This window comes from Pirellulales bacterium, from assembly GCA_035939775.1.
GTDB lineage: Bacteria > Planctomycetota > Planctomycetia > Pirellulales > DATAWG01 > DASZFO01.
Window position 1 is genome coordinate 12,683 of the sequence record DASZFO010000222.1, and the last position, 20,250, is coordinate 32,932.

The window sequence follows — 20,250 nt, forward strand, 5'->3', positions numbered from 1 at the left end:
ATAATATGAGCGTGGTCATTATAAGTGGGGCGGAGCCGGCCCTGGAAAGTTGAACGATGCGAATCACCGCGGAAGAAAAGAGTGCGACGCGACAGCGGATTTTGCAAGCCGCAGTCGAATTGTTCCGCGCCCGCGGATTCGATGCCACCACGACCCGCGATATTGCCGGAGCGGCGGAGATCGCGACCGGGACGCTTTTCAACTACTTCGCCACCAAGGAAGCGATCGTGGGATCGCTCGCGGAGGAGGCCCTCGTTCGGGCTCGGGCCAACTTCGCGCGGCGAAACGGCGCTCGCGACCTCGAAGAAAACTTGTTCACGTTGGTCGCGTCCGAGTTGCGGCAACTTAAGCCACTGCGGAAATTTATCGCACCGCTGTTGGAGACTTCGCTCTCGCCGCTCTCGACGGCGCGGCGACCAGAAGCGGCCGAATCGTTGCGGATCGAACATTTGGAGATCGTCGTTCAATTGGCTCGCGGCGACGGCATCGCCGAGCTTTCGCCGCTGGCCATGCAGGTTTACTGGACGCTGTACATGGGAGTCCTGGCATTCTGGGCCGATGACAAATCACCCAAACAGGAAGACACGCTCGCTCTGCTCGATCAGTCGCTGGCAATGTTCGTCGCGTGGTTGAACGGCGGACAAGGTGGAAATAATTAGAACGCGTAGCGAACCCGGTCGGGACGGTCCCCTTCGCCCAGCCGGAGTTGTTAGGCGCTCTTAGGAGCGAATAGGCGCCATTCGAAAAAGGTTAGTCCCCGAAAAACTCCCTCACCCCGGCCCTCTCCGAAAGGGAGAGGGAAGAATACCATGCCCACTTCCATTTCCGAATTGATTGCCGCGCTGCCGGAAGACGTTGAGACCGCGAAACAGCCGGCGGCGGCCGGATTGCCGGCACTGGGCTCGACAGCATCGTTGCCCGCGGATGTCTCGCGAATTTCGTTCCGACCCGTTCCAATCGGCCGGTTCCGCCGACTCACCGCGCTCGGCACTCTGCAAGCCAAGATCGGGGCGGCCTATTTATTCCATTGGCTGCGAGGATGGTTCAAAAGCGCCGACGACCAGAAGCGGTTGTTGGCGGAAACGCATTGGCGGACCGCGCTGAAGCTCTTGGATTCGATGAGCTATTTGCGCGGCGCGGTGATGAAAGTCGGCCAGACGTTGGCCAACTTCCCCGACATCGCCCCGCCCGAATTCGTCGAGACCCTCGAGCAGCTCCACTTCGACGCTCCGCCGATGCATTGGTCGCTGCTGCGGGAATTGGTGCATAACGAGCTGGGAGATGATCCGGAAAACGTTTTCGCTCGGTTCGATGAGCGGGCTTTTGCCGCCGCATCGCTCGGGCAAGTCCACGGCGCCCAATTGAAAACGGGCGAAGAAGTCGCGATCAAGATTCAATATCCGGGCATCGCGCGGGCGGTCGAGGCCGATTTTCGCAATTTGTTCTTGTTCCTGCTCCCGAGTCGGCTCGGCAAGGATTGGGAAAGCACGAAAGACCAATTCGACGATTTGCGAAATCGGATCGAGCAGGAGACCGACTACGTGCAGGAGGCCACCCACTTGGAAAAGGCGCGATTGCTGTTCCGCGACGCGGACGGGATCGTCGTGCCACGCGTGTTTCCGCAATTCTCGACGACGCGGATACTGACGATGGAGCGGGTCGAGGGAATTCATCTGCGTGAGTTCATCGCGCGAAATCCGTCGCAAGACGAGCGAAACGAAGTCGCCGGCAAGATTCTGCGGGCCTGGTATCGGATGTATTACGCGGGGCGGATGATGTATGTCGACTTGCATCCGGGCAACTTCCTGGTGCTCGACGATGGTCGGCTGGGGCTCATTGATTTCGGGCTCGTCATGCCGATGGACGCTGAAGAATGGGAATGGGCTCGCCGACTCGATCGGCCGCTCACCACAGGCCGCCAGGAAGATCGCATTCCGGCCATCAAAGAATGGAGCGACATCCGCGACGACGAGACCGACCGCCTGCGGGTCAACGGCGAGTTCGCCGATTGGTGCTGGCGATCGCGCTCTCATGCTGGCGATTTCGACTTTGGCGACGAACCCGATTTCCGCCGCGGCATTGAGATTTTCACGGAATTGGTCCGCAAGCGCTATTCGCGGGCGCGCTTCAACTCAACGACCATCGCGCGCTGCCAATTCGGGATGCGGGCAGTGCTGTATCTCTTGAAAGCTCGGATCGATCTGCGACCGATCGCCGAGGAAGAGGTCAAAGCCGCGGGCTGGGACCGTAGTGACTATGCGGCCGACGAGCGATAATCCGTGACTGGGTGACAAGATGACCAGGTGACAGGGCTGAAAGAGCGACCGGGCGATTCATGGCGCATCGGTCCGCTTCCGCGCTTTTTCCAGCGTGATCCCGGAGAGACTCGGCATCGCCAGGCGATACCAATGGGCGGCGCGCGCGCGCATGGATTTGAGGTCCAACTCGTCGATTTGCTCCTGCCGCTGCCGCGCCAAATCCCACCAGCCATCGGCCAGTTCCACCTGCTCCCCCGGCTGGGTCGGAATTCTCGATTCCATTTCGACTAGCCGATACAAATCTGAGTCGTTCGCTTTCGCCAAGTACGGCAATGCCGCCTGCCAATTCTGCTTCACGAAGCATTTGAACTTTCCGACGGTCAGATTCGCGTCCGGGTCGTTGGGATCGGCGCGCAACCGGTCACTGGCCGCCTCGAATACCTTGAGTGAATTCCGAATCTGCTTGATGCGCTCCGTCGACTCTCGGGCCTGCTGATGGAGGGTGGCATCCCTCAGCCCGGTTGCCTGATTCAAGGTCAGGGTGGCCAATTCCAGGGCATTTTCGTAGCGATCGTCGGCCAACGCCCGATCAACCAAGTCGTAAGCCGCCGCCGCGATCGTGCTCCGCGCCAGCGGCGTAATGTACTGCGATTGGGCCAATTGCTTCAGCGTCTCGGCTTTGAGCGTCCAAGGATCGACTTCGTAATACGTGCTGATCCCGCCCACCATGTCCGAGGCCAGACGCACGTCGCAGTATTTGACGGCCAAATCGAGTGCCTTTTTCGCCAAGACATAGCGCTCCGTTGGTTTGTCAGTCGTATCGTTGGCCAATGCCGCGAGCTTGTGGGCAAGGGCAATTTGTTCGTTGACACCTTTGGCCTGAAGTTCTTCACCCAGCGCCTCTTTCACTTCATTTTCCGATTTTCGATGAGCTTCGGGAGTGGGGACGGATGAACGGACGATGGCCGGCGCGGAAATGACCGGAGCGGTCTCGATCGGACCGGACTCTCGCGGCTGCTGGGCAGTCCGCGATCCAAAACTGCTCGAGGCCGAATTGGCCTCGCCAAAACTCGGAACATTCTCGCGTGGGCGTCCCGTTTGCTCCGCCGCTGGTTCGGCGGGAGCAGAAGGTTTTTCCGCGGTGGTCGACTCCGCCGCGGCTCCGATTCGCGCCGCCACGTTCGGCGGCAGGCCCCGATGCGCGAGAGAGGCGTGGTATTCCGCGTTTTTCCACATCGTGAATCCTTGGAACCCTGCATAGAGGAACCCGCCGATTACCGCCGAGCCAACAAGCAGTTGAACCAAGGTCGGGCTGATTCGCATCTGGAACCGTTTTCTCCGTCGAGGGAGCACGGATTGAGCCGCGCAGGCATCGGCCACCGCCTTGTCCCAAGCGGCCGAGCGGGGAGCGAGTTCCAGCTTCGGGGCGACGTCGATCCGCCTCACGCCTACGTCCGCGACGTCCTTCCTCGCCGGCGATTTGAGCGGGGCGGCCAGGCTCATGGGGTCAACGGATTTGCCCGTTGCGGCAGCGGGCTTCGCCGGCGCCGCTGGGGCTGAGGGGGCAACCGGCCTGCGTAGCGCGATTGGCTCTTCCTTCGGCGGCGCGGTCGTCGCGGGGCGGGAAGCCGGGGCGGGTGCGGCCGGCGCCGCTGGCTGCGGCCGGCCCCGTTCGAGACGCTGCCGCAAGAGTTCGTCGTATTTCGCCCGCCGGTCGGGCTTGAGCAGGCAGATCCTCGCCGCTGCGACTTCGTTGAGCAGCTTTTGCGAAAGGTCGGAATGCGGCCCGGCGTGGAACGACCGCAGGTGGGCCATCCGCTGATCGGCCGCCATTTCAATCACGTCCGAGTCGGGCTCATAAAGACGGATTCCCAGTAGGCTGTAATGGTGGGCAGGCTGCTCCTCAGGGGGAATTCCCAGCCATTTATAATAGGGATCGAACGGAATCGACATCGGCAGCCCCGTTGCGACGCAGCAAAAAAACCATCGCCGTCAGGCCAATGCTGAGGAATTCGTTCGACAGACTTGGCTCACACGATGATCGGGCGGCATTTGCCGTTCGAGGCGGCAAACCCCCCTGCCCCATTCTAGCATCGCGCCGGCATCGGCAACTAGCGATCCCGCCGCAATGCTGGCAAGCATGCGCAAGCGTTCAATTCCTATACCCTTGAATCCGGTCGGCCGCTATGATTGCCGCCCCCAAAGGATGGCGGCGGCGAACTGTCCGCCGGATGCCGTATCACTTTCTCGATCCATTTCACTTGAGCGAGGTGCGACCATGAAGCGATTGGGATATTTGCTGGTGTTGGCGAGCACGGGTTTGTTCGGCGCGGGTTGCGGACACCATGACGACGATCGTGGGGCACACGCGGTCAAGGTCGACGCCGATCGGGCCGCTCAAGACGCGGGCCGCGCGGCACACGACGCCGTGCAGACGGCTCACGACGTCCAACATGCCGTCGAAGCGGATGTCGTTCGCGGAATCGATCGCGCGGACGGATTTGCCGCGCCGGCGCCGCTGGTCCGAGACGGTGGGCCTGATCATTCCCAGGACGCGATCGCCCATCAAGAGAAGCGACTGGGAGAGGACGTCAAACGGGAAGCGTCGGACGCGGCGGCCGCCGAGGCCAAGCTGCTAACCGAGAAGTTGTTTAACACGAAATAGCCGGCGGCCCGAAATTTGCCATGACGCCGAAAGGGGATGCGCAAGGCATCCCCTTTTATTTGCGCCCCACTGGCCGACGCCAACCGCGGTTGCGCGTCGAGCAATCGGAGGATGCGTCTGCGCTTCGCGCGACGCACCGTACATTACGGCCGCGTGGCGCTGAATTCTTCGACGACCTGCTTGGCCGTCAGCTTCTCGTCGATCGGGATCGACCGGCTGCGGAGCGCGGCAATAGCGTCGCGGTAATTGGCATCCATTTTAGGATCGGGCCTTGCTTCTCCGTAGCTCAATTCTTGCAACTTCGAGAGCGCAGCGACGTCGATGCTGGCGACGAGCTTGCCGTGTCCGTCGTCTTCCGCGCGGAGGATGGAAGTGAGTGCAACGGCGTAGTTTCCCGGCTTGGCCTTGAGCTGCTCGGCGACTCCGTTCGTCCAGAGGTCGATCGTGGTCTTTAGTTCGCGGCAATCGTCGCGCGAGAGGGGCACGGAGAGTTCGAATTCAGCGCCGTGGCGTCGGACGGCCAGTTCGCCGGCTGCAATCGCCTTCCGGAGCAGTGCCAGCGACGCGTTGTCCAACGGGACCCCTCCCTGATTCTGATCCTTCGGTGAATTGCCGGGCGCGGGAGCCGCTTTGCCGTCGGGCTGGTTGCCGGCGCCGTTCTTTTTATTGGCGTCGAAGCCCTGGGCGATTTGCCGGCGGAATTCATCCCACGATCCGTATTTGCCTCCGTCGGCCCGCCGCTTGATCTCGCTGTCGATCGCCTCCACCAGCGATGGCCCAAAGATTTCCTTGTTCCGCGCGGCAAGTGCCGCGTCCACCACTTTGCCGCTGGCGGTCACCTCGTGAAAATAGGCCAGCGTGTTGTCCTTGGTGAGGAAGAATTTGCCCGGTTGGACCATGATCGTATCGAGTGGGATCGAAGTCTCAAGGGTTGGGTTGTTCGCGGCGCTGGCGGCGCCGAGATTGATCACCCTGTAATGACCCGCGTCGATACGGAGGATCGCGGACAGATCGAAGAGCCGAAAGACTTCGGGATACATGATGATCTGGTCGCGCTCGCTCCAAAGCTCGGCGAGATGCGTGAGATCGGCGGACGCGTCGCTTCCGATGTTTAATTCAAGCTGCATGTAACGAAACGTGTCGGTCGGCTGATCGTAGGTGACGAACTCGAAGATGTCGCCCTTAAGGCAGCCGCAACAGGAAAGGGCCAGCACGAGCAAGCCAAACATCGGCCTGACGCGAAATCGAAGACTCGAATTCGTCATGAGTTACTCTCGAAAAGGATGGCCTGATTCATTCGCCGCCTGGGCCGCATAAGCAAGAGGCCAAGTTCCTACAAAAAATTCCCGGCGCTGAACGTGCCCGCCGGCATGTGTCAGCCGTGGCAAATCCCCTGCCGCACCACTTCGTAGGCGGCGATGGCGACGCTGTTCGAGAGATTCAGGCTGCGGACTTGCGGGCGGATGGGAATCCGCAGCGCGCGGTCGGGATAGGTTTCCAAAAGCGATTTCGGCAGTCCCTGCGACTCGCTGCCGAACACGAACACATCGCCCGCCACGAAGCGCGGTTCGGTGTAGAGTCGTGTCGCCGACTTGGTGAAAAGCCAAGGGCGACATGGCGGTAACCGCTCGACAAGCGCCGGCCAGTGGTCTGCCAGCTCCCATTCCAGATGCTCCCAATAATCCAGCCCCGCTCGGCGGAGATAATAGTCGTCCATTCGGAAACCCAGCGGGCGGACAAGCCAGAGCTTGGCACCGACTGCGACGCACGTCCGCCCGACGCTCCCCGTGTTGTAGGGAATCTCCGGTTGATAGAGGACCACGTGCAAGCAAGGTTCGTACTTCACGTCTTTCCCATACCGCGCGGCCGCGGGCCGGTCAACACTGGCAACTCTGGTTCCGCTATAATTCGACAATGACTACACTACTCCGAACCAACATTCGCGAAATGGGTCATGCCCGCTAGAAGAACCATAGCCGTCCTGATTTCGATGCTGGCGCTGGCGGTCTGCGCTCGGGCGGCGAACTTCTCCGAATTCAAACCGTTCACGTCCGCGGCGGGAGAATTCACGATTTCCTTTCCCGGCCAGCCGGAGCAATCGACGAGCACCTTCAAGGCGCCGCTGGGCAATGTGGAACTGCACGTATTCCGATCCGCGCGCAACAACGAGCGGGAAGTGTACACGCTCACATACCACGACCTTCCCAGCGCGCAGGTCAACAGCGATGGCCCGGAAAAGGTGCTCGATGCGGCCCGCGACGGCGGCATCGAAGCCACGCACGGCAAACTCATCAAGGAAACCAAGGTTGCGTCGGCAAGCGAGAACCCGAGCCGCGATTTGAAGATCGAGATTCAGGGGGTGACCACCTACTCGCGAATGATCTTGGCGGGCAATCGGCTGTATGTGATTATGGCCTATCCCGATGGCAGCAATGGTTCGAGCGACCGCGCGAAGGCGTTCCTCGATTCATTCAAATTGACCAGAGAAAATGCGATAAGTGAAAAGTGACCTCTGACGGATCATGTCCATGCGAAGTTTCAAGGATGTTGGCGACTATCTGGCTTATCTTGTCGTGCGCGTGCTGATTTGCGTGGTGCAGGGGATGCGGATCGAGACCTGCGCCGTGGTCGCGCGCTGGCTGGCCGTGCTGGCCAACGACGTGATTCGGCTGCGCGGCCGCGTGATCGAGGAGAATCTGCGGTTGGCGTTTCCCGAACTTTCGGAAAACGAGCGGCGACGATTGGCACGGCGAATGTGGGAGCATCTATTCCTGATGGTGATCGAAATTGCCCACGCCCCGCGAAAAATTCACGACACGACCTGGCGGCGCTACATCCGCTTCACGAACCAGCGCGAGATGATGCGCACCCTGTTCGTCGATCGGCCGAAAGTTGCTGTCTCCGGGCATTTCGGGAATTTCGAATTGGCGGGATATACGTTCGGGCTGTTCGGCTTCGACACGTACGCCGTCGCCCGCCCGCTCGATAATCGATTTCTGGATCGTTTCGTCCGCACGTTCCGCTCGGCGCGCGGCCAGCATATCTTGGCGAAGAACGGCAGCGCCGGCGAGATCGCCGAATTGCTCGAACGCCGCCGCACGTTGTCGGTGCTCGCGGATCAGAATGCCGGGCCGAAGGGATGCTGGGTGAATTTCTTTGGCCGGCCGGCGTCGACGCACAAGGCGATCGCGCTCTTCTCGCTGTCGAACGACGCTCCGATCATGGTCGGCTTCGCGCGGCGGCTGGGCGAGCCGCTGCATTTCGAAATGGGGACGGAGTTCATCGCCGATCCGCGGAATCTCGCGCCGGCGGAGCGCGGGGTCAAGGAGCTGACCCAATGGTTCACCAACTGCCTGGAGCAAGTGATCCGCCGCGCCCCGGAACAATACTGGTGGGTCCATCGCCGCTGGAAAGACAGCCCGCCGACCCGCGGCCGCAAACAAGCGGCGTGAACGAAACGTGTGAATATGCCTAACTGGATTCGAATCGCCGCCGTGAGCGATTGCCCGCCGGGGACCGCGCTGGAGTTGGCGGCGGGCGAGCGAGTGATCGCGCTTTTCAACGTCGAGGGCACTTTCCACGCGCTGGACGGCATCTGTCCACATCAAGGAGGGCCGCTGGGCGACGGGGATCTTGCCGGCTGCATCATCACCTGCCCCTGGCATGGCTGGCAATTCGACGTGCGCACCGGCCAGAATCAATTGAGCGCCAGCATTCGCCAGCCGAGCTTCCCCGTCCGGGTCGAAGGCGACTTCGTGCTCGTGGATCTGGACGCGACGGAGCCACACGAGTGATTCGGTATCGCTGCTTCTTGAACGACGATCCGCCGCGATTGGCTGAGATCTGGCGCGGCTGTGCCGGACGCCCCGGCTTGGCGCAGCCAATCTCCGCCACGACTTTCGATATATTGGTGTTGGCAAAGCCCTATTTCGATCGCGAAGGCTTGATTCTCGCATTGGACGACGAGCGGCCCGTCGGATTCGTGCATGCCGGATTCGGTCCGAACGCCGATGAAAGCGGGCTTTCGACGGAACTCGGCGTCACCGTGCTGCTCTTGACCGTCAGCCATCCCGACGAGCCGGCCATCGCCGCGGAATTGCTTTCCCGCAGCGAGGAGTATCTCCGCCGTCGCGGGGCGAAAGTGCTCTACGGGGGCGGAATCCAGCCGCTCAATCCATTTTATAGCGGGCTCTACGGCGGCAGCGAATTGCCCGGCATTTTGGACACCGAGCCCGAGACGCAAGCCCTGTACCGCGGGCACGGCTATCGCGAGATCGATCGCACGGTGGTCTTTCACCGCGAGCTGATTGGCTTCCGCCCACTGGTGGATCGCCAGCAGATGCAAATTCGCCGCAATACGGACGTCGAGGTCGTGGTCGATCCGCCGCCGCGTACCTGGTGGGACGCGTGCGCCATGAGTTCCTTCGACCGCACGATCTTTCGCCTGCGGTCGCGGGCAGACGGGCAAGAGATCGCGTCGGCGACGTTCTGGAACATGGAATCGTTCGCGGCCGCGCGGGGCGTGCGCACGAACGGCCTGATCGACGTGCAAGTCGAGCCGTCCCACCGGCACAAAGGGCTGGCCAGCTACTTGATCGGCGATGCGCTGCGGCAGCTTCAAGAGGAATCCATCGCCTTGGTCGAAGTTCAAACGATGAAGGGCAATTCGGCCGCGGTAGGCATGTATCGCAAGCTCGGCTTCGAGCAAGTCGATTCCGGGGCGGTGTTTCGCAAGGAGAATTAAAACTCCATCGGCTCCATCGTCGCCGCGGCTCGGCCATAATCGCGTCCGCGGCGGGCCGAGTACAAAATCATCACCAGGCCCAAAGCCATCGTCCCCGCGGCGACGGCGTACGGGAGCAGAATCCCGTGCCGCAATAGCGGAACCCCCATCATCGGCCCGAGGATGCGGGCCAGCGCACTAACGCTTTGGCTCAGCCCCAAGATGCCTCCTTGTTTTGCCGGGTCGCTTCGCCGCGAGATTAGCGACGTGAGTGACGGCATCATGAAGGCGAACCCGCACACAACGATCGAAAGCGCCGCAAACAATTCCCAGCGGCTCCCCGAGCTGACCGCGGCGATCATCACACTGAAACCGAGAATCTCCAGCACGGCGCCGCCGGTGGCCATCACCGCTTCTGGAATGCTGCCCGATAGGCGGCGCACCAACACCCCTTGGGCGACACTCAACGTGATGCCGATGTAGGCGAATGTGTACTGGATGTGGCGAAAGTCGAAGTGAAACGGGCTGTCGGTGACTTTGTCCTTTTCTCCTTTGAGCAATAGGGCCAAGGTCGTTTCATAGTTCGCAAACGCCAGCACAAGGATGAACAGCGTCAACAGCAACGGACCGATCGATGGCGTGGCCAGTGCGTCGCGGAGCGCGCCGGTGTCGAATAACCGGCGGGCGGCGCTCTTGCTGCCGGGTTTCAGCGACTCGGGCAGCTTGAAATAGGCCAAGGTGATCGCCACCGCGGAGAGCGCGGCCGCCGCATAGCCGGGCCCTGGCCCCGCGACCCCTTCGCCGCTCGGCATGGCCAGGCTCCCCAACAGCGGCCCGAACGTGAAGCCCAAGCCAAACGCCGCACCGATAAGCGCCATCCCCTTCGCGCGGTTTTCCAAACTGGTTGTGTCGGCGATGTAGGCCTGAGTGATCGGGATATTCGCGCCGGCGATCCCCGCCCCGATCCGCGCGACGAACAGCCAGAACACGCTCCGCCACACGGTCGCCAGCCCGAACATCGCGTAAAACACGACCGAGCCGGCCAATCCGATCATCAGCACGGGCCGGCGGCCGATCCGATCGGAGAGCCGTCCCCAGATCGGCGCCCAAAGAAACTGCATCGCCGAAAAGCTGGCCATCAGCAAGCCAATCAGCAGACCGCTTTCATCGGAGGCAAAATCCTGGGCGTAAATCGGCAACAGCGGCAGCACCATGCCAAAGCCCAACAGATCGATAAAGACCGTCAGGAAGATAACGACCAGGGAGCCGGTTTTTGGAGAGGACATAGATGCTGGGCAAGTTATTGGCGGGTTCATTGCGAGGCGTCCAAAGTCTACCGAAACCGTCGCCGGCTCGCATCCCGACTTCGGGCAGCACTGTTTCCAATCGTCGTCGGTCCTTATATTGCAGGAGCGTGACGGATTACCAACTTCGAGCCTATCCGAGAACCGCCGGGGACTGTCCCCCTTTTGCGCGGGCACCATCGCCGCGATGGTCGGAGCAAAACGGGGACTGTCCCCTTTGCACCGCGGTTCTCGGATAGGCTCTTCACCCGCGGTGCCCTTATGCCGACTTCTCCCACCGGTCTCCGTCTAACCGATTACATCCGCGACATCCCGGATTTTCCGAAGCCGGGGATATTGTTTCGCGATATCACGCCGTTGTTGGCGGCGCCGGAGGCCCTTCGCGAAACGATCGCGCAACTGGCGGATCATTATCGCGACGCGCGGGTCGGCGTGGTCGCGGCGGCGGAGGCCCGCGGCTTCATCTTCGCCGCGCCCCTGGCCATTGAACTAGGCGTTGGCTTCGTGCCGGTCCGCAAGCCGGGCAAGCTCCCTTTCGACACGCATGCCTTTCATTATGAATTGGAATACGGCACCGACACGCTCGAAATCCACATCGACGGCGTCTCGCCGGGACAAAATGTGCTCTTGGTCGATGACCTGCTGGCGACCGGCGGCACGATGCAAGCCTGCTGCCGGCTCGTGGAAAAGGCCGGCGCCCATGTGGCGGGCTGCGCGTTCGTCATCGAATTGCTCTCGCTGGGGGGCGCGCCGCGCTTGGCCCCTTACGAGTCGTTCAGCCTTGTGAAATACCCGTGAAGGCGGCCACATGGGGCGCTACGTCATCCTGCGACACGATTGCGAAAACGGCCGGGGACTGTCCCCTTTTGTGTCCGCCGTGACGGATTCGGCGGTCGCGGAAAAAAAGGGGACTGTCCCCCTCTCCGCAGGCCGTTTGCGTACGTCGGGTGTGCATTGGGATCTGATGCTCGAATCGGGCGCGGCGCTCCGCACTTGGGCGCTTGCCGCCGAGCCAGCGTCGGACATTCTGATCGCGGCGGAGCAACTGCCCGACCATCGACTGGCCTATCTCGACTACGAAGGCCCAATCTCCGGCGACCGCGGCACCGTCATCCGCTGGGACGCCGGGCACTTCGAACTCTTGAGCGAGACGCCTCTAGTCGAGCCTCGAAGCTGCTTTGACCAGTTGGGTGCCATGCCCACGGCTCGGCGTGGGCATGAGCCGCACGAAGGCATGGCCACTCAGAGCAGTGGCCATGGCACCCGTCCCTTCTCGATTGAAGCTCCACTAGCACTCCGAATTGCGCTTACCGGCGATCGCCTGCGCGGCGAAGCAACCCTAGCGCGATCGTCCGCGGCGAGCAACTCATGGCAATTCGTTTTCCATCCGCGACAAACATAATCGCGGCGGGCTCGTGGCCAAAAACCAAGGCAGCATTTCGCTTCGCACCCTGGCAAAATGCGGCCATGGCTGAAATCCGGTCCGACGCCGCTGAAGCTTTGCCCGCCGCGCATGGAATCTGGGAGCGATACGTCATGGCGCTCGACGAAGTCACGGACCGGATGCGGCGAATCGGGCGGGCACTGAACGATGCGCAAGTCGAGTATGCCTTGGTCGGCGGCCAAGCTGTGGCGTTGAGGGTGGCGACCCAAGACCCCGCCGCCGTCCGCACGACCAAAGACGTGGACATTTTGTTGCGCCGCGACGACCTGCCGCGGGCACGCGGCGCCGCGGCCACCGTCGCGATGGACTACTTCGAGGTCCAAGGCGTCGGCATGTTTCTCGAACGGTCCGATCCCAACCCGCGGAGAGCCGTTCGACTCCTCTGGTCCGGCGAGAAAATTCGCCCCGATTATTCGCTCCCGTCGCCGAGCGTGGACGAGCGCGAAATGCTCGAACAGAACACTCCCGTCATCTCGCTGGCCGGACTCGTGCGCATGAAGCTACTGTCCAACCGCGATCAAGACCGAGTCCACCTCCGCGATTTAATCGGGGTCGGGCTGATCGGCCGCGATCTTCTCTCCTCCCTGCCAGCGGATTTGGCCGGTCGACTTGAAGCTCTGTTGAACGAAGCCGGGCAATGAACATCAAATTTGAAATTGGGAATTGCGGAACAGCGGCTTTATCATGCGCTGTCGGGTAGAATGGTCACTATGGACGAGCCACGACAGGACAGCTTGCGGCGACACCAGAGGACCTTTTGTCGGGAGGTGCTATTTGCGATCGCCATGGGAGTCTTCGTCCTTATAAATTGGGCGCTAAATGATCGTGATTCTTGGGGTCGGTCACATTTCTGGATTATGGGTAGCTTGTCTGCCGTAACTTGCGGTTTGCTCTTCTTCTTGGTCAGACGGTGCCGTTGGAATAAGTAAAAATCACTTCAGTTTTTCGATTGGCACATCGGCAGATTGTACCACAAACCGAAATCGGTGCGGCGACGCATATTCGTTCGTCGGTCGGTGGAATGCGACTATGACCGATCGCCCGAGTCGACGAAGATCATTTCTTCCAACCCTACAAAACCAGGTCGTGGTCACGGTTGGAAAACTGGTCTTGAGCGCCCTCCAAGGGAAGCATTGCGGTCTCCTCGAGCATCGCCGCCAATGCGGTACGTTGGCGGCGGACCGCGTCGGCATGCTCATCGGCCAGTGGCTCGCCCTTACCTAGAATAGTCAGCGATACCACCGCGTGTTCCTTGAGGTCCACCGGGTGAAGCGGCTTGAGGACGCCATTCTCGTAGATGGCCGTAATGGGCTCCTGCATGATGTGATTATACTTCGCTACCGGCGGCAAAGTCGAGTACAATCGACGCGGATTGCAAACTGGTTGCCTGTTAAACTTTCATGCCCAATCACCGTCAAATCCACCGGCATTTCAAGCGGGCCGATCCGGCGCTGGCCGAGGTGGTCAAGCAAGTCGGGCCGTTCACTTTGAAGCCGCAGCGCGATCGGTTCAAGATGCTCGTGCGATCGATCATCTCGCAGCAGATTTCGATCGCGGCGGCCCGCTCGATTCGCGAGCGATTGGAAGCTCGCGTCGCGCCGCGCGGGATTCGCCCCGAGACGATTGTCGGCCTTTCGATCGAGCAGTTTCGCTCGGTCGGGATCTCGCGGCAGAAGGCCAGTTATCTGCACGACCTCGCCGATAAGTGCGGCGACGGAACCGTGCGCTTGTCGCGGCTGGGCCGGATGAGCGACGACGAGGTGATCGAGGAGTTGATCCGGGTCAAAGGGATCGGCCGCTGGTCGGCCCACATGTTCTTGATTTTCGCGCTCGGCCGGCCCGATGTCTTTCCGCTGGATGACCTGGGCGTGCGGATGGCAATTCAGCACCTGCACAAGTTCAAGGAACTTCCTAAGCGCGACGAATGTCTCGCTGTTGGCAGCCGCTGGAAGCCTTATGCGAGCATCGGAAGCTGGTACTGCTGGAGATATCTCGATCTCAGTCGGAAAAGCGGCTCGAAAAAAATATCGGCCCCAACTCCTGTCACAAAGGGCACGATAAAGACAAAGAAGAAATGATCCGGGAGAACCGCTGTGCACGAATTGCTTCATGGAATCTACATCCAGGCCCATCCCGAGAAGGTCTATCAAGCGATCACGACGGCCGACGGGCTGCGGCAGTGGTGGACGGCCGATTGCGTGGTCGAGCCGCGTGTTGGCAGCGTGGCCGAATTTGGTTTCTTCGGCCGTAAGGCCGTTTTTCGGATGCGGATCGACGAATTGGTCCCGAGCCAGCGAGTCGTCTGGCAATGCGTCGGCGGGCCTGACGAATGGCCGGGCACTCGCCTGACGTGGGACCTATCGGAAGACGCCGGCAAAACGCGCGTCCGCTTCCAGCAAACCGGTTGGCCGCACATCGAAGGCCATTTCCGCCCCGCCAACTCGACGTGGGGCGCTCTTATGTACAGGCTGAAAGACTACGCGGAAGGCAAATCGCCTGGGCCGCATTTTAAGTAGGTGTCGTTCAGGCGTCGTCGCCTGACAATCCCGGGCGACTATCGACGTGCGACTGTCAGGCGAGGACGCCTGACCTACTTTGCGGCCTCCGATTCTCGCGCCCGCCGGTCGCTCGCCCTACTTTTTCGACACGATCTTCACGCCGTGCACGTAAAGATTGCGATCGTAGGCCCCTTCTTTGTACACGTCGTTGGTGAACGCGATCACCAGCTTGTGGTCCCCGGCTTTGAGCGTGACGGGCAGCGTGTAGTCTTTGGCGGAGTCGTCGGTCAGTGCCGTCTCATCCCCGACGGCCTTATCGGCGACGACGGCCTTGTCATCGATGGTCAGCTTGAATTTGGCAGGGCCGTCGATCTTGGCGTCGCCGGAGTTTTGCACGGAATCGCCCGAGGCGCTCACTACAATTTCATACTCGCCGTCGGCCGGCGCCTTGAACGTCGCTTCCGCGGGGCCATTGGTATAGAAGAACAGTTTGCCCTCGCTCTCATTGAAGCCGAACATCGCCTCGGGGTTGGTGATTTCCTTTGCGGGCTTGAACTTGAAATCCTTCAATTCGATCGTGATCGCGTCGTCGGCCCGGACCAGCGTAACCGAGGCGAGCAGGATCGCCAGCGAGCAAAGCGAGATGACGAGAGCGCGGCATTTCATAGCATCGTCCCTCCCAAGATTTCTCTTCGAGCGTGAGCCCGGAACCAATCCAGGCAGACAACCACTGTTGATCGTATCTTCGCCCGAGGCGATGTCAACCAACAGGTAGGTCAGGCGTCGTCGCCTGACGACTCAGAGCGGTAGGGTGCGTCGAGTCCGCGCTGACGCACCGGAACCGGCGGTGATAGTGGGCTTCCGAGCCTTGATGTACGCTACTGCGACTGCAGGGGAGATAATTCGGGGACTGCGCCGATTGACGCAGATTTCAAGAAACGAGCCGTGCGCTCGGATATCACTCAAACAAACCCGCGAAAATCGGTGAAATCTGCGGATCATTTACGGACTTGTTCGGCGCGCTGAGGGGTCTCAAAATGACGTTTCAGAATCGGTGAATCGGTATCGCGACGAATGAGCTTGTCCAATGGTTCAGCAACACATCTCGATCGACAATTTCTCTCCGCCCGAGGCCAAGATCGCGTTGTTTCGTTCGCTCTTCCGCGGGCGAGATGATGTCTACCCGCGGCGCTTCGAGAGCCGCAAGACCGGCAAATCTGGGTATTCGCCAGCTTGTGCCAACGAGTGGGTGCAGGGCGTGTGCGAGAAGCCCAGGATCAAGTGCTTCGATTGCCTGCACAAACGCTTTCTGCCGATCACGAGCGAAGTCATCCGCTGGCACCTTTCCGGGCATGACGACACCGGACGCGATTTCGTCATGGGCGTTTACCCAATGCTCCTCGACGAAACATGCTTCTTCTTGGCGATAGACCTCGACAAAGCGCATTGGCAAGAGGATGCATGCGCCGTCCTGGAAACTTGTCATCGGCTGCATCTGTCCGCGGCGCTGGAGCGCTCGCGCTCCGGAAACGGCGGGCATATCTGGCTGTTCTTCAAACAAGCGATTCCCGCGACGGTTGCGCGAAAGCTCGGGGCGCATCTCTTGACCGAAACGATGGAGCGACGGCCCGACATCGGGCTCGATTCGTACGATCGCTTCTTTCCGAATCAAGACACCCTCCCGCGCGGCGGCTTCGGTAACCTAATCGCCCTGCCGCTGCAAAGACGGCCGCGAGAATCCGGCAACAGCGTGTTTCTTAACCAGAGCGGCGTGCCGCACTCCGATCAATGGGCCTATCTGGCAAGCGTTCCCAAGATCGCCCGATCGACGATCGAGGAAGTCGTTGCCACCGCCGAGAAACGAGGCCGGGTTGTCGGTGTCCGTTTGGCTATCCCTGACGAGGATGATTCCGCGCCTTGGACCTTGCCCCCGTCGCGCCGACGGAACGAGCCGGCGTTAGCTGAGCCGCTCCCCGATCGCCTCGAGCTGATCCTGGGCAATCAAATCTATTTTGCCAAGGACCAATTGCCACCGGGACTTCGCAACCGACTCATTCGGCTGGCAGCATTTCAGAATCCGGAATTCTACAAAGCCCAAGCGATGCGCCTGCCGACCTATGGCAAGCCGCGCGTCGTTGCCTGCGCCGAAGACCATCCATTGCACATCGGATTGCCGCGCGGTTGCTTGGACGACGCGCAAAAGCTCCTGGCGGATCTGGGAATCGAGATGATCGTGCGCGACGAGCGGATGGCCGGCATACCGCTGGATGTGAAGTTCCTCGGCGAGTTGCAGCCCGGGCAGTTGGCTGCCGCCGAAGCAGTGCTCGCCCACGAGACGGGCGTTTTGTCCGCTCCGACGGCCTTCGGCAAGACCGTGATCGCCGCTTGGCTTATCGCCCGGCGCGGCGTTAACACGCTGGTTCTGGTGCATCGCCGCCAGTTGCTCGAACAGTGGCTGCGACGGCTCGAAGCATTCCTAGGACTTCCGCCAGACGCAATCGGCCGCTTCGGCGGTGGCGGCAAGAAACGAACTAGCTCGATCGATGTTGCGCTCATTCAAAGCATCGTCCGCAAGGGAATAGTAAATGACCTGGTCGGAGAGTATGGCCACATAATCGTAGATGAATGTCACCATTTGCCCGCGCAGAGCTTCGAGCAGGTCGTTCGGCGGTCGAAGGCGAAATTCGTCACCGGCCTGTCGGCGACCGTCGCGCGCAAAGACGGCCATCACCCGATCATCTTCATGCAGTGCGGGCCCGTTCGCTGCCGCGTCGATGCGAAGCAGCAGGCGGCGGCGCGCCCGTTCGAACACACCGTGCGCGTCCGGCCGACAGGATTTCATGCGGTGGAACCATCGTCCGAGGACATGCGAATCCAGTTTCAGGAATTCTATTCGCAGTTGGTCGCCGACGACGCGCGGAATCGCGTCATCTGCGGCGACGTGCAGGAAGCTGTCCGGCATGGCCGCTCCCCGCTCGTATTGACCGAGCGCAATGACCATCTTGACGACTTGGCCGAGCGGTTGTCGACGAGCATCCGGCATCTTGTCGTTCTGCGCGGCGGCATGAGGCAGAGCGAGATTCGCGCGGTGATCGAGCGCTTGGCAACAATCCCCGAGACGGAGGATCGAGCGCTGCTGGCGACCGGAAAATACATCGGCGAGGGTTTCGACGACGCCCGGCTCGACACCCTGTTTCTCGCGCTTCCAATTTCTTGGCGCGGAACGGTCGCGCAATACGTCGGCCGCTTGCATCGCCTCCATCATCGCAAACGCGAAGTGCAAGTCTACGACTATGCCGATCTGAATGTGCCGATGCTGGCCCGGATGTTCGACCGTCGCTGCCGAGGTTACGAAGCCGTCGGTTACCAAATCCAACTCCCGGCCAGCGCCGCGGCGGGATGGCCGGTGGACGTGCCACTTCCGGTCGATCCGGAGTGGAAACGCGACTACTCGGCCAGCGTGCGGCGGCTCATTCGCGACGGAGTCGATTTGCCATTGGCGAATCTCTTCGCTAGTTCAGCTCGCTCGCCTTCGGCGGATGCCGAGGGCGCGGATCGGGCCCGCAGCGCGACCGAGCCCTTTCTGTTTCGCCGATTGGAAACGCTGCCGGACACTCGCGGGCGATTTCGGCTCAATGCCGCGCTGCCGATTCCGTTCGACCAGGTTGGGCAAATGGAAGTGGACTTGCTCTGCGCCGACGCGCGGGTGGCCGTGGAACTCGACGGCTCGCAGCATCTCGACGGTGCCGATGCCTATCGTCGCGACCGGCGCAAAGACCTGCTCTTGCAGGAAGGCGGCTACTTCGTGCTCCGCTTCCTGGCCGAGGATGTCGGTAAACACCTCGATGCGGTGCTCGACGCGATCTTGCGAACGCTGTCGAGCCGGCGACCGAGAAGGGAATGAAGTAGTAACGTTTTCACGTGCTGGCTAGTAGAATGTTTATGCTGGCGTTAATGCCTGTCGAGGAGAACCGCAATGAGTACTCTTGAACAAGCACCACCCGCATCCAACACGATCCCACCGCCGACGCCGCTTGCACCCCATCGCTTCAGCGTCGAGCAGTACCACCGGATGATCGAGGCGGGCATCCTGACCACGAGTGATCGAGTTCAGCTTCTCGAAGGAGTGATTCTGGAGATGACACCCGTTGGCATTCCGCACATGTATGCTGTGCGAGGGATGATGCGAGCGATTTTGCGGCTGTTGCCTAACGGGTGGGACGTCGCCGTCCAGCAGCCTGTGAGGCTCGTCGCGAGCGAACCGGAACCTGATTTGTCGGTCGTCCGTGGCAGTTACCTTGACTACCACGATCATCATCCGGGACCGGGCGAAATCGGGCTCGTGATCGAAGTTGCCGAGTCGGCACTGGGCCTCGACCGCGGCGCCAAGGCCCGCGTCTATGCGGCGGCCGGCGTGCCGGAGTATTGGATCGTGAACCTGATCGATCGGCAGGTCGAGATCCATCGCGATCCGCGTACCGGGGAATCAGGGGAGCCTGCATATCAAACGGGCGAGATCGTCCCAACGACCGGGGTACTGAAATTGGTGCTCGACGGTCGCCTCTTGGGCGAAATCTCGGTGGCCTCGATCTTGCCGTAAGCGATGTTGCCCCCCGCTCTCTCACTCGCCGCGGCTGATGAACAAGATTTTCACAGAGCGCGTTTCCTTGCGGAAGTGTAAGCCGGTCTGCGCCGTGATGTTGGCGAGAACCAGCTTCGGGTCGCGATCCTCGGCTTCCATCTCCTTGGTAAACGGCGATCGGCCGTGCAGAAACCAGCTCAACTCACCCGTTGGCGGCGATTTCACTTCCGAAACGATCGGCGTGCCGATCCAATCGCCGACCCAATCGAGGAATTCACGGAAATCTCCGGTCCCCCCGCCGGAGCCGCTGTTTGGGACAAGTTGCTTGCCGAAGACGTCGATCGCGTCGAGAGTGACCGTTTTGTCCGCGTAAATCATCGTATCCTTGTCATGCCCGCCGGGAATCGACTTGTGCTCGTAGGTGCCGTCGACGACATAAACGGGCCGCGGGGCCGCGCGAAACTCCATGCGAACTGGCACCGTGGTTGCGTTTTTCAAGATCGCGACCAACTCTTTGATGATCTGCTCATCGCCCACTCCGGGCCGAACTATCCAATCGCCGGGGATTGCTTTGTCGAGCAGTTCCGACGGCCCATCAATCGATTGCTTCTTGATCCCGAGCATGGCATCGCATAGCCCCGAAATCGTATAGCCGCCGTCAGCCGAACCGCCGAAAGTCATTCCCCAGTCGCGAAGTCGTTCGTTCGACCAGTGAAAGACGATCGCCGACGGGCCGGCGGGAATCGCCTCGGCTTGCGTTGGATTGGCAGTGCGAT

General features: G+C 61.0%; 21 protein-coding genes. 14 read left to right on the plus strand and 7 right to left on the minus strand.

Annotation, left to right across the window (positions count from 1 at the left end; translation table 11 throughout):
* Nucleotides 1-56: 56 nt before the first annotated feature.
* The gene (locus VGY55_13910) at nucleotides 57-659 is read left to right on the plus strand and encodes a TetR/AcrR family transcriptional regulator (protein HEV2971064.1); all 603 of its coding nucleotides are present in this window, start codon (nucleotides 57-59) and stop codon (nucleotides 657-659) included.
* A gap of 150 nt (nucleotides 660-809) precedes the next feature.
* The gene (locus tag VGY55_13915) at nucleotides 810-2,276 is read left to right on the plus strand and encodes an AarF/ABC1/UbiB kinase family protein (GenBank protein HEV2971065.1); all 1,467 of its coding nucleotides are present in this window, start codon (nucleotides 810-812) and stop codon (nucleotides 2,274-2,276) included.
* 57 nt (nucleotides 2,277-2,333) lie between these two features.
* On the opposite strand, the gene VGY55_13920 is transcribed toward VGY55_13915, so the two are convergent.
* Nucleotides 2,334-4,211 (minus strand): hypothetical protein, encoded by a 1,878-nt coding sequence (locus VGY55_13920; GenBank protein ID HEV2971066.1) that lies wholly within the window; start codon nucleotides 4,209-4,211, stop codon nucleotides 2,334-2,336.
* Nucleotides 4,212-4,536: 325 nt separating this feature from the next.
* On the opposite strand from VGY55_13920, the gene VGY55_13925 reads away from it, so the two are divergent.
* Nucleotides 4,537-4,923, plus strand: coding sequence for a hypothetical protein (locus VGY55_13925; protein ID HEV2971067.1), 387 nt, complete (start codon nucleotides 4,537-4,539; stop codon nucleotides 4,921-4,923).
* 143 nt (nucleotides 4,924-5,066) lie between these two features.
* Here the strand turns inward: VGY55_13925 and VGY55_13930 are convergent, their stop codons facing one another.
* Both VGY55_13930 and VGY55_13935 read right to left on the minus strand, forming a co-directional pair.
* On the minus strand, nucleotides 5,067-6,188 hold the full coding sequence (locus tag VGY55_13930) for a hypothetical protein (GenBank protein ID HEV2971068.1): 1,122 nt from the start codon (nucleotides 6,186-6,188) through the stop codon (nucleotides 5,067-5,069).
* 110 nt (nucleotides 6,189-6,298) lie between these two features.
* Nucleotides 6,299-6,769, minus strand: coding sequence for a tRNA (cytidine(34)-2'-O)-methyltransferase (locus tag VGY55_13935; protein ID HEV2971069.1), 471 nt, complete (start codon nucleotides 6,767-6,769; stop codon nucleotides 6,299-6,301).
* 108 nt (nucleotides 6,770-6,877) lie between these two features.
* Here VGY55_13935 and VGY55_13940 point away from each other — a divergent pair, with 108 nt between their 5' ends.
* The 4 genes from VGY55_13940 to VGY55_13955 are packed head-to-tail and all read left to right on the plus strand — an operon-like array spanning nucleotide 6,878 to nucleotide 9,667.
* On the plus strand, nucleotides 6,878-7,432 hold the full coding sequence (locus tag VGY55_13940) for a hypothetical protein (protein HEV2971070.1): 555 nt from the start codon (nucleotides 6,878-6,880) through the stop codon (nucleotides 7,430-7,432).
* Nucleotides 7,433-7,451: 19 nt separating this feature from the next.
* Nucleotides 7,452-8,375: a lysophospholipid acyltransferase family protein gene (locus VGY55_13945; protein HEV2971071.1), complete on the plus strand. Its 924-nt coding sequence runs from the start codon at nucleotides 7,452-7,454 to the stop codon at nucleotides 8,373-8,375.
* Nucleotides 8,376-8,390: 15 nt separating this feature from the next.
* Entirely contained in the window at nucleotides 8,391-8,717 is a 327-nt protein-coding gene (locus VGY55_13950) for a non-heme iron oxygenase ferredoxin subunit (GenBank protein ID HEV2971072.1), read from the plus strand.
* Nucleotides 8,714-9,667 (plus strand): GNAT family N-acetyltransferase, encoded by a 954-nt coding sequence (locus VGY55_13955; protein HEV2971073.1) that lies wholly within the window; start codon nucleotides 8,714-8,716, stop codon nucleotides 9,665-9,667. The genes VGY55_13950 and VGY55_13955 overlap by 4 nt, the downstream gene beginning before the upstream one ends.
* On the opposite strand, the gene VGY55_13960 is transcribed toward VGY55_13955, so the two are convergent.
* Nucleotides 9,664-10,932 carry an MFS transporter gene (locus VGY55_13960; GenBank protein HEV2971074.1) on the minus strand — a complete coding sequence of 423 codons (1,269 nt, stop codon included), beginning with the start codon at nucleotides 10,930-10,932 and terminating at the stop codon, nucleotides 9,664-9,666. The genes VGY55_13955 and VGY55_13960 overlap by 4 nt on opposite strands.
* Before the next feature lie 279 nt (nucleotides 10,933-11,211).
* Between VGY55_13960 and VGY55_13965 the strand changes: the two genes are divergently transcribed.
* The 3 genes from VGY55_13965 to VGY55_13975 all read left to right on the plus strand — a co-directional run bounded on the left by VGY55_13965 (nucleotide 11,212) and on the right by VGY55_13975 (nucleotide 13,035).
* Nucleotides 11,212-11,748: an adenine phosphoribosyltransferase gene (locus tag VGY55_13965; protein ID HEV2971075.1), complete on the plus strand. Its 537-nt coding sequence runs from the start codon at nucleotides 11,212-11,214 to the stop codon at nucleotides 11,746-11,748.
* A 10-nt stretch (nucleotides 11,749-11,758) separates the two neighbouring features.
* On the plus strand, nucleotides 11,759-12,352 hold the full coding sequence (locus tag VGY55_13970; protein ID HEV2971076.1) for a DNA polymerase ligase N-terminal domain-containing protein: 594 nt from the start codon (nucleotides 11,759-11,761) through the stop codon (nucleotides 12,350-12,352).
* Nucleotides 12,353-12,417: 65 nt separating this feature from the next.
* Entirely contained in the window at nucleotides 12,418-13,035 is a 618-nt protein-coding gene (locus VGY55_13975; GenBank protein ID HEV2971077.1) for a hypothetical protein, read from the plus strand.
* Nucleotides 13,036-13,465: 430 nt separating this feature from the next.
* On the opposite strand, the gene VGY55_13980 is transcribed toward VGY55_13975, so the two are convergent.
* Nucleotides 13,466-13,714 carry an antitoxin family protein gene (locus VGY55_13980; GenBank protein HEV2971078.1) on the minus strand — a complete coding sequence of 83 codons (249 nt, stop codon included), beginning with the start codon at nucleotides 13,712-13,714 and terminating at the stop codon, nucleotides 13,466-13,468.
* 80 nt (nucleotides 13,715-13,794) lie between these two features.
* On the opposite strand from VGY55_13980, the gene VGY55_13985 reads away from it, so the two are divergent.
* Nucleotides 13,795-14,472, plus strand: a complete 678-nt coding sequence (locus tag VGY55_13985; protein HEV2971079.1) for a DNA-3-methyladenine glycosylase — start codon at nucleotides 13,795-13,797, stop codon at nucleotides 14,470-14,472.
* Nucleotides 14,473-14,487: 15 nt separating this feature from the next.
* Complete coding sequence (locus VGY55_13990; GenBank protein ID HEV2971080.1) at nucleotides 14,488-14,910, plus strand: SRPBCC domain-containing protein; 423 nt, start codon at nucleotides 14,488-14,490, stop codon at nucleotides 14,908-14,910.
* A 117-nt stretch (nucleotides 14,911-15,027) separates the two neighbouring features.
* On the opposite strand, the gene VGY55_13995 is transcribed toward VGY55_13990, so the two are convergent.
* Nucleotides 15,028-15,558, minus strand: coding sequence for a carbohydrate-binding domain-containing protein (locus VGY55_13995; GenBank protein ID HEV2971081.1), 531 nt, complete (start codon nucleotides 15,556-15,558; stop codon nucleotides 15,028-15,030).
* 421 nt (nucleotides 15,559-15,979) lie between these two features.
* Here VGY55_13995 and VGY55_14000 point away from each other — a divergent pair, with 421 nt between their 5' ends.
* The gene (locus VGY55_14000; protein HEV2971082.1) at nucleotides 15,980-18,796 is read left to right on the plus strand and encodes a DEAD/DEAH box helicase family protein; all 2,817 of its coding nucleotides are present in this window, start codon (nucleotides 15,980-15,982) and stop codon (nucleotides 18,794-18,796) included.
* Nucleotides 18,797-18,868: 72 nt separating this feature from the next.
* Complete coding sequence (locus VGY55_14005) at nucleotides 18,869-19,492, plus strand: Uma2 family endonuclease (protein ID HEV2971083.1); 624 nt, start codon at nucleotides 18,869-18,871, stop codon at nucleotides 19,490-19,492.
* Between the two features lie 21 nt (nucleotides 19,493-19,513).
* Here the strand turns inward: VGY55_14005 and VGY55_14010 are convergent.
* Nucleotides 19,514-20,250: hypothetical protein (locus tag VGY55_14010; GenBank protein ID HEV2971084.1), on the minus strand; the 737-nt coding region annotated here is incomplete at its 5' end.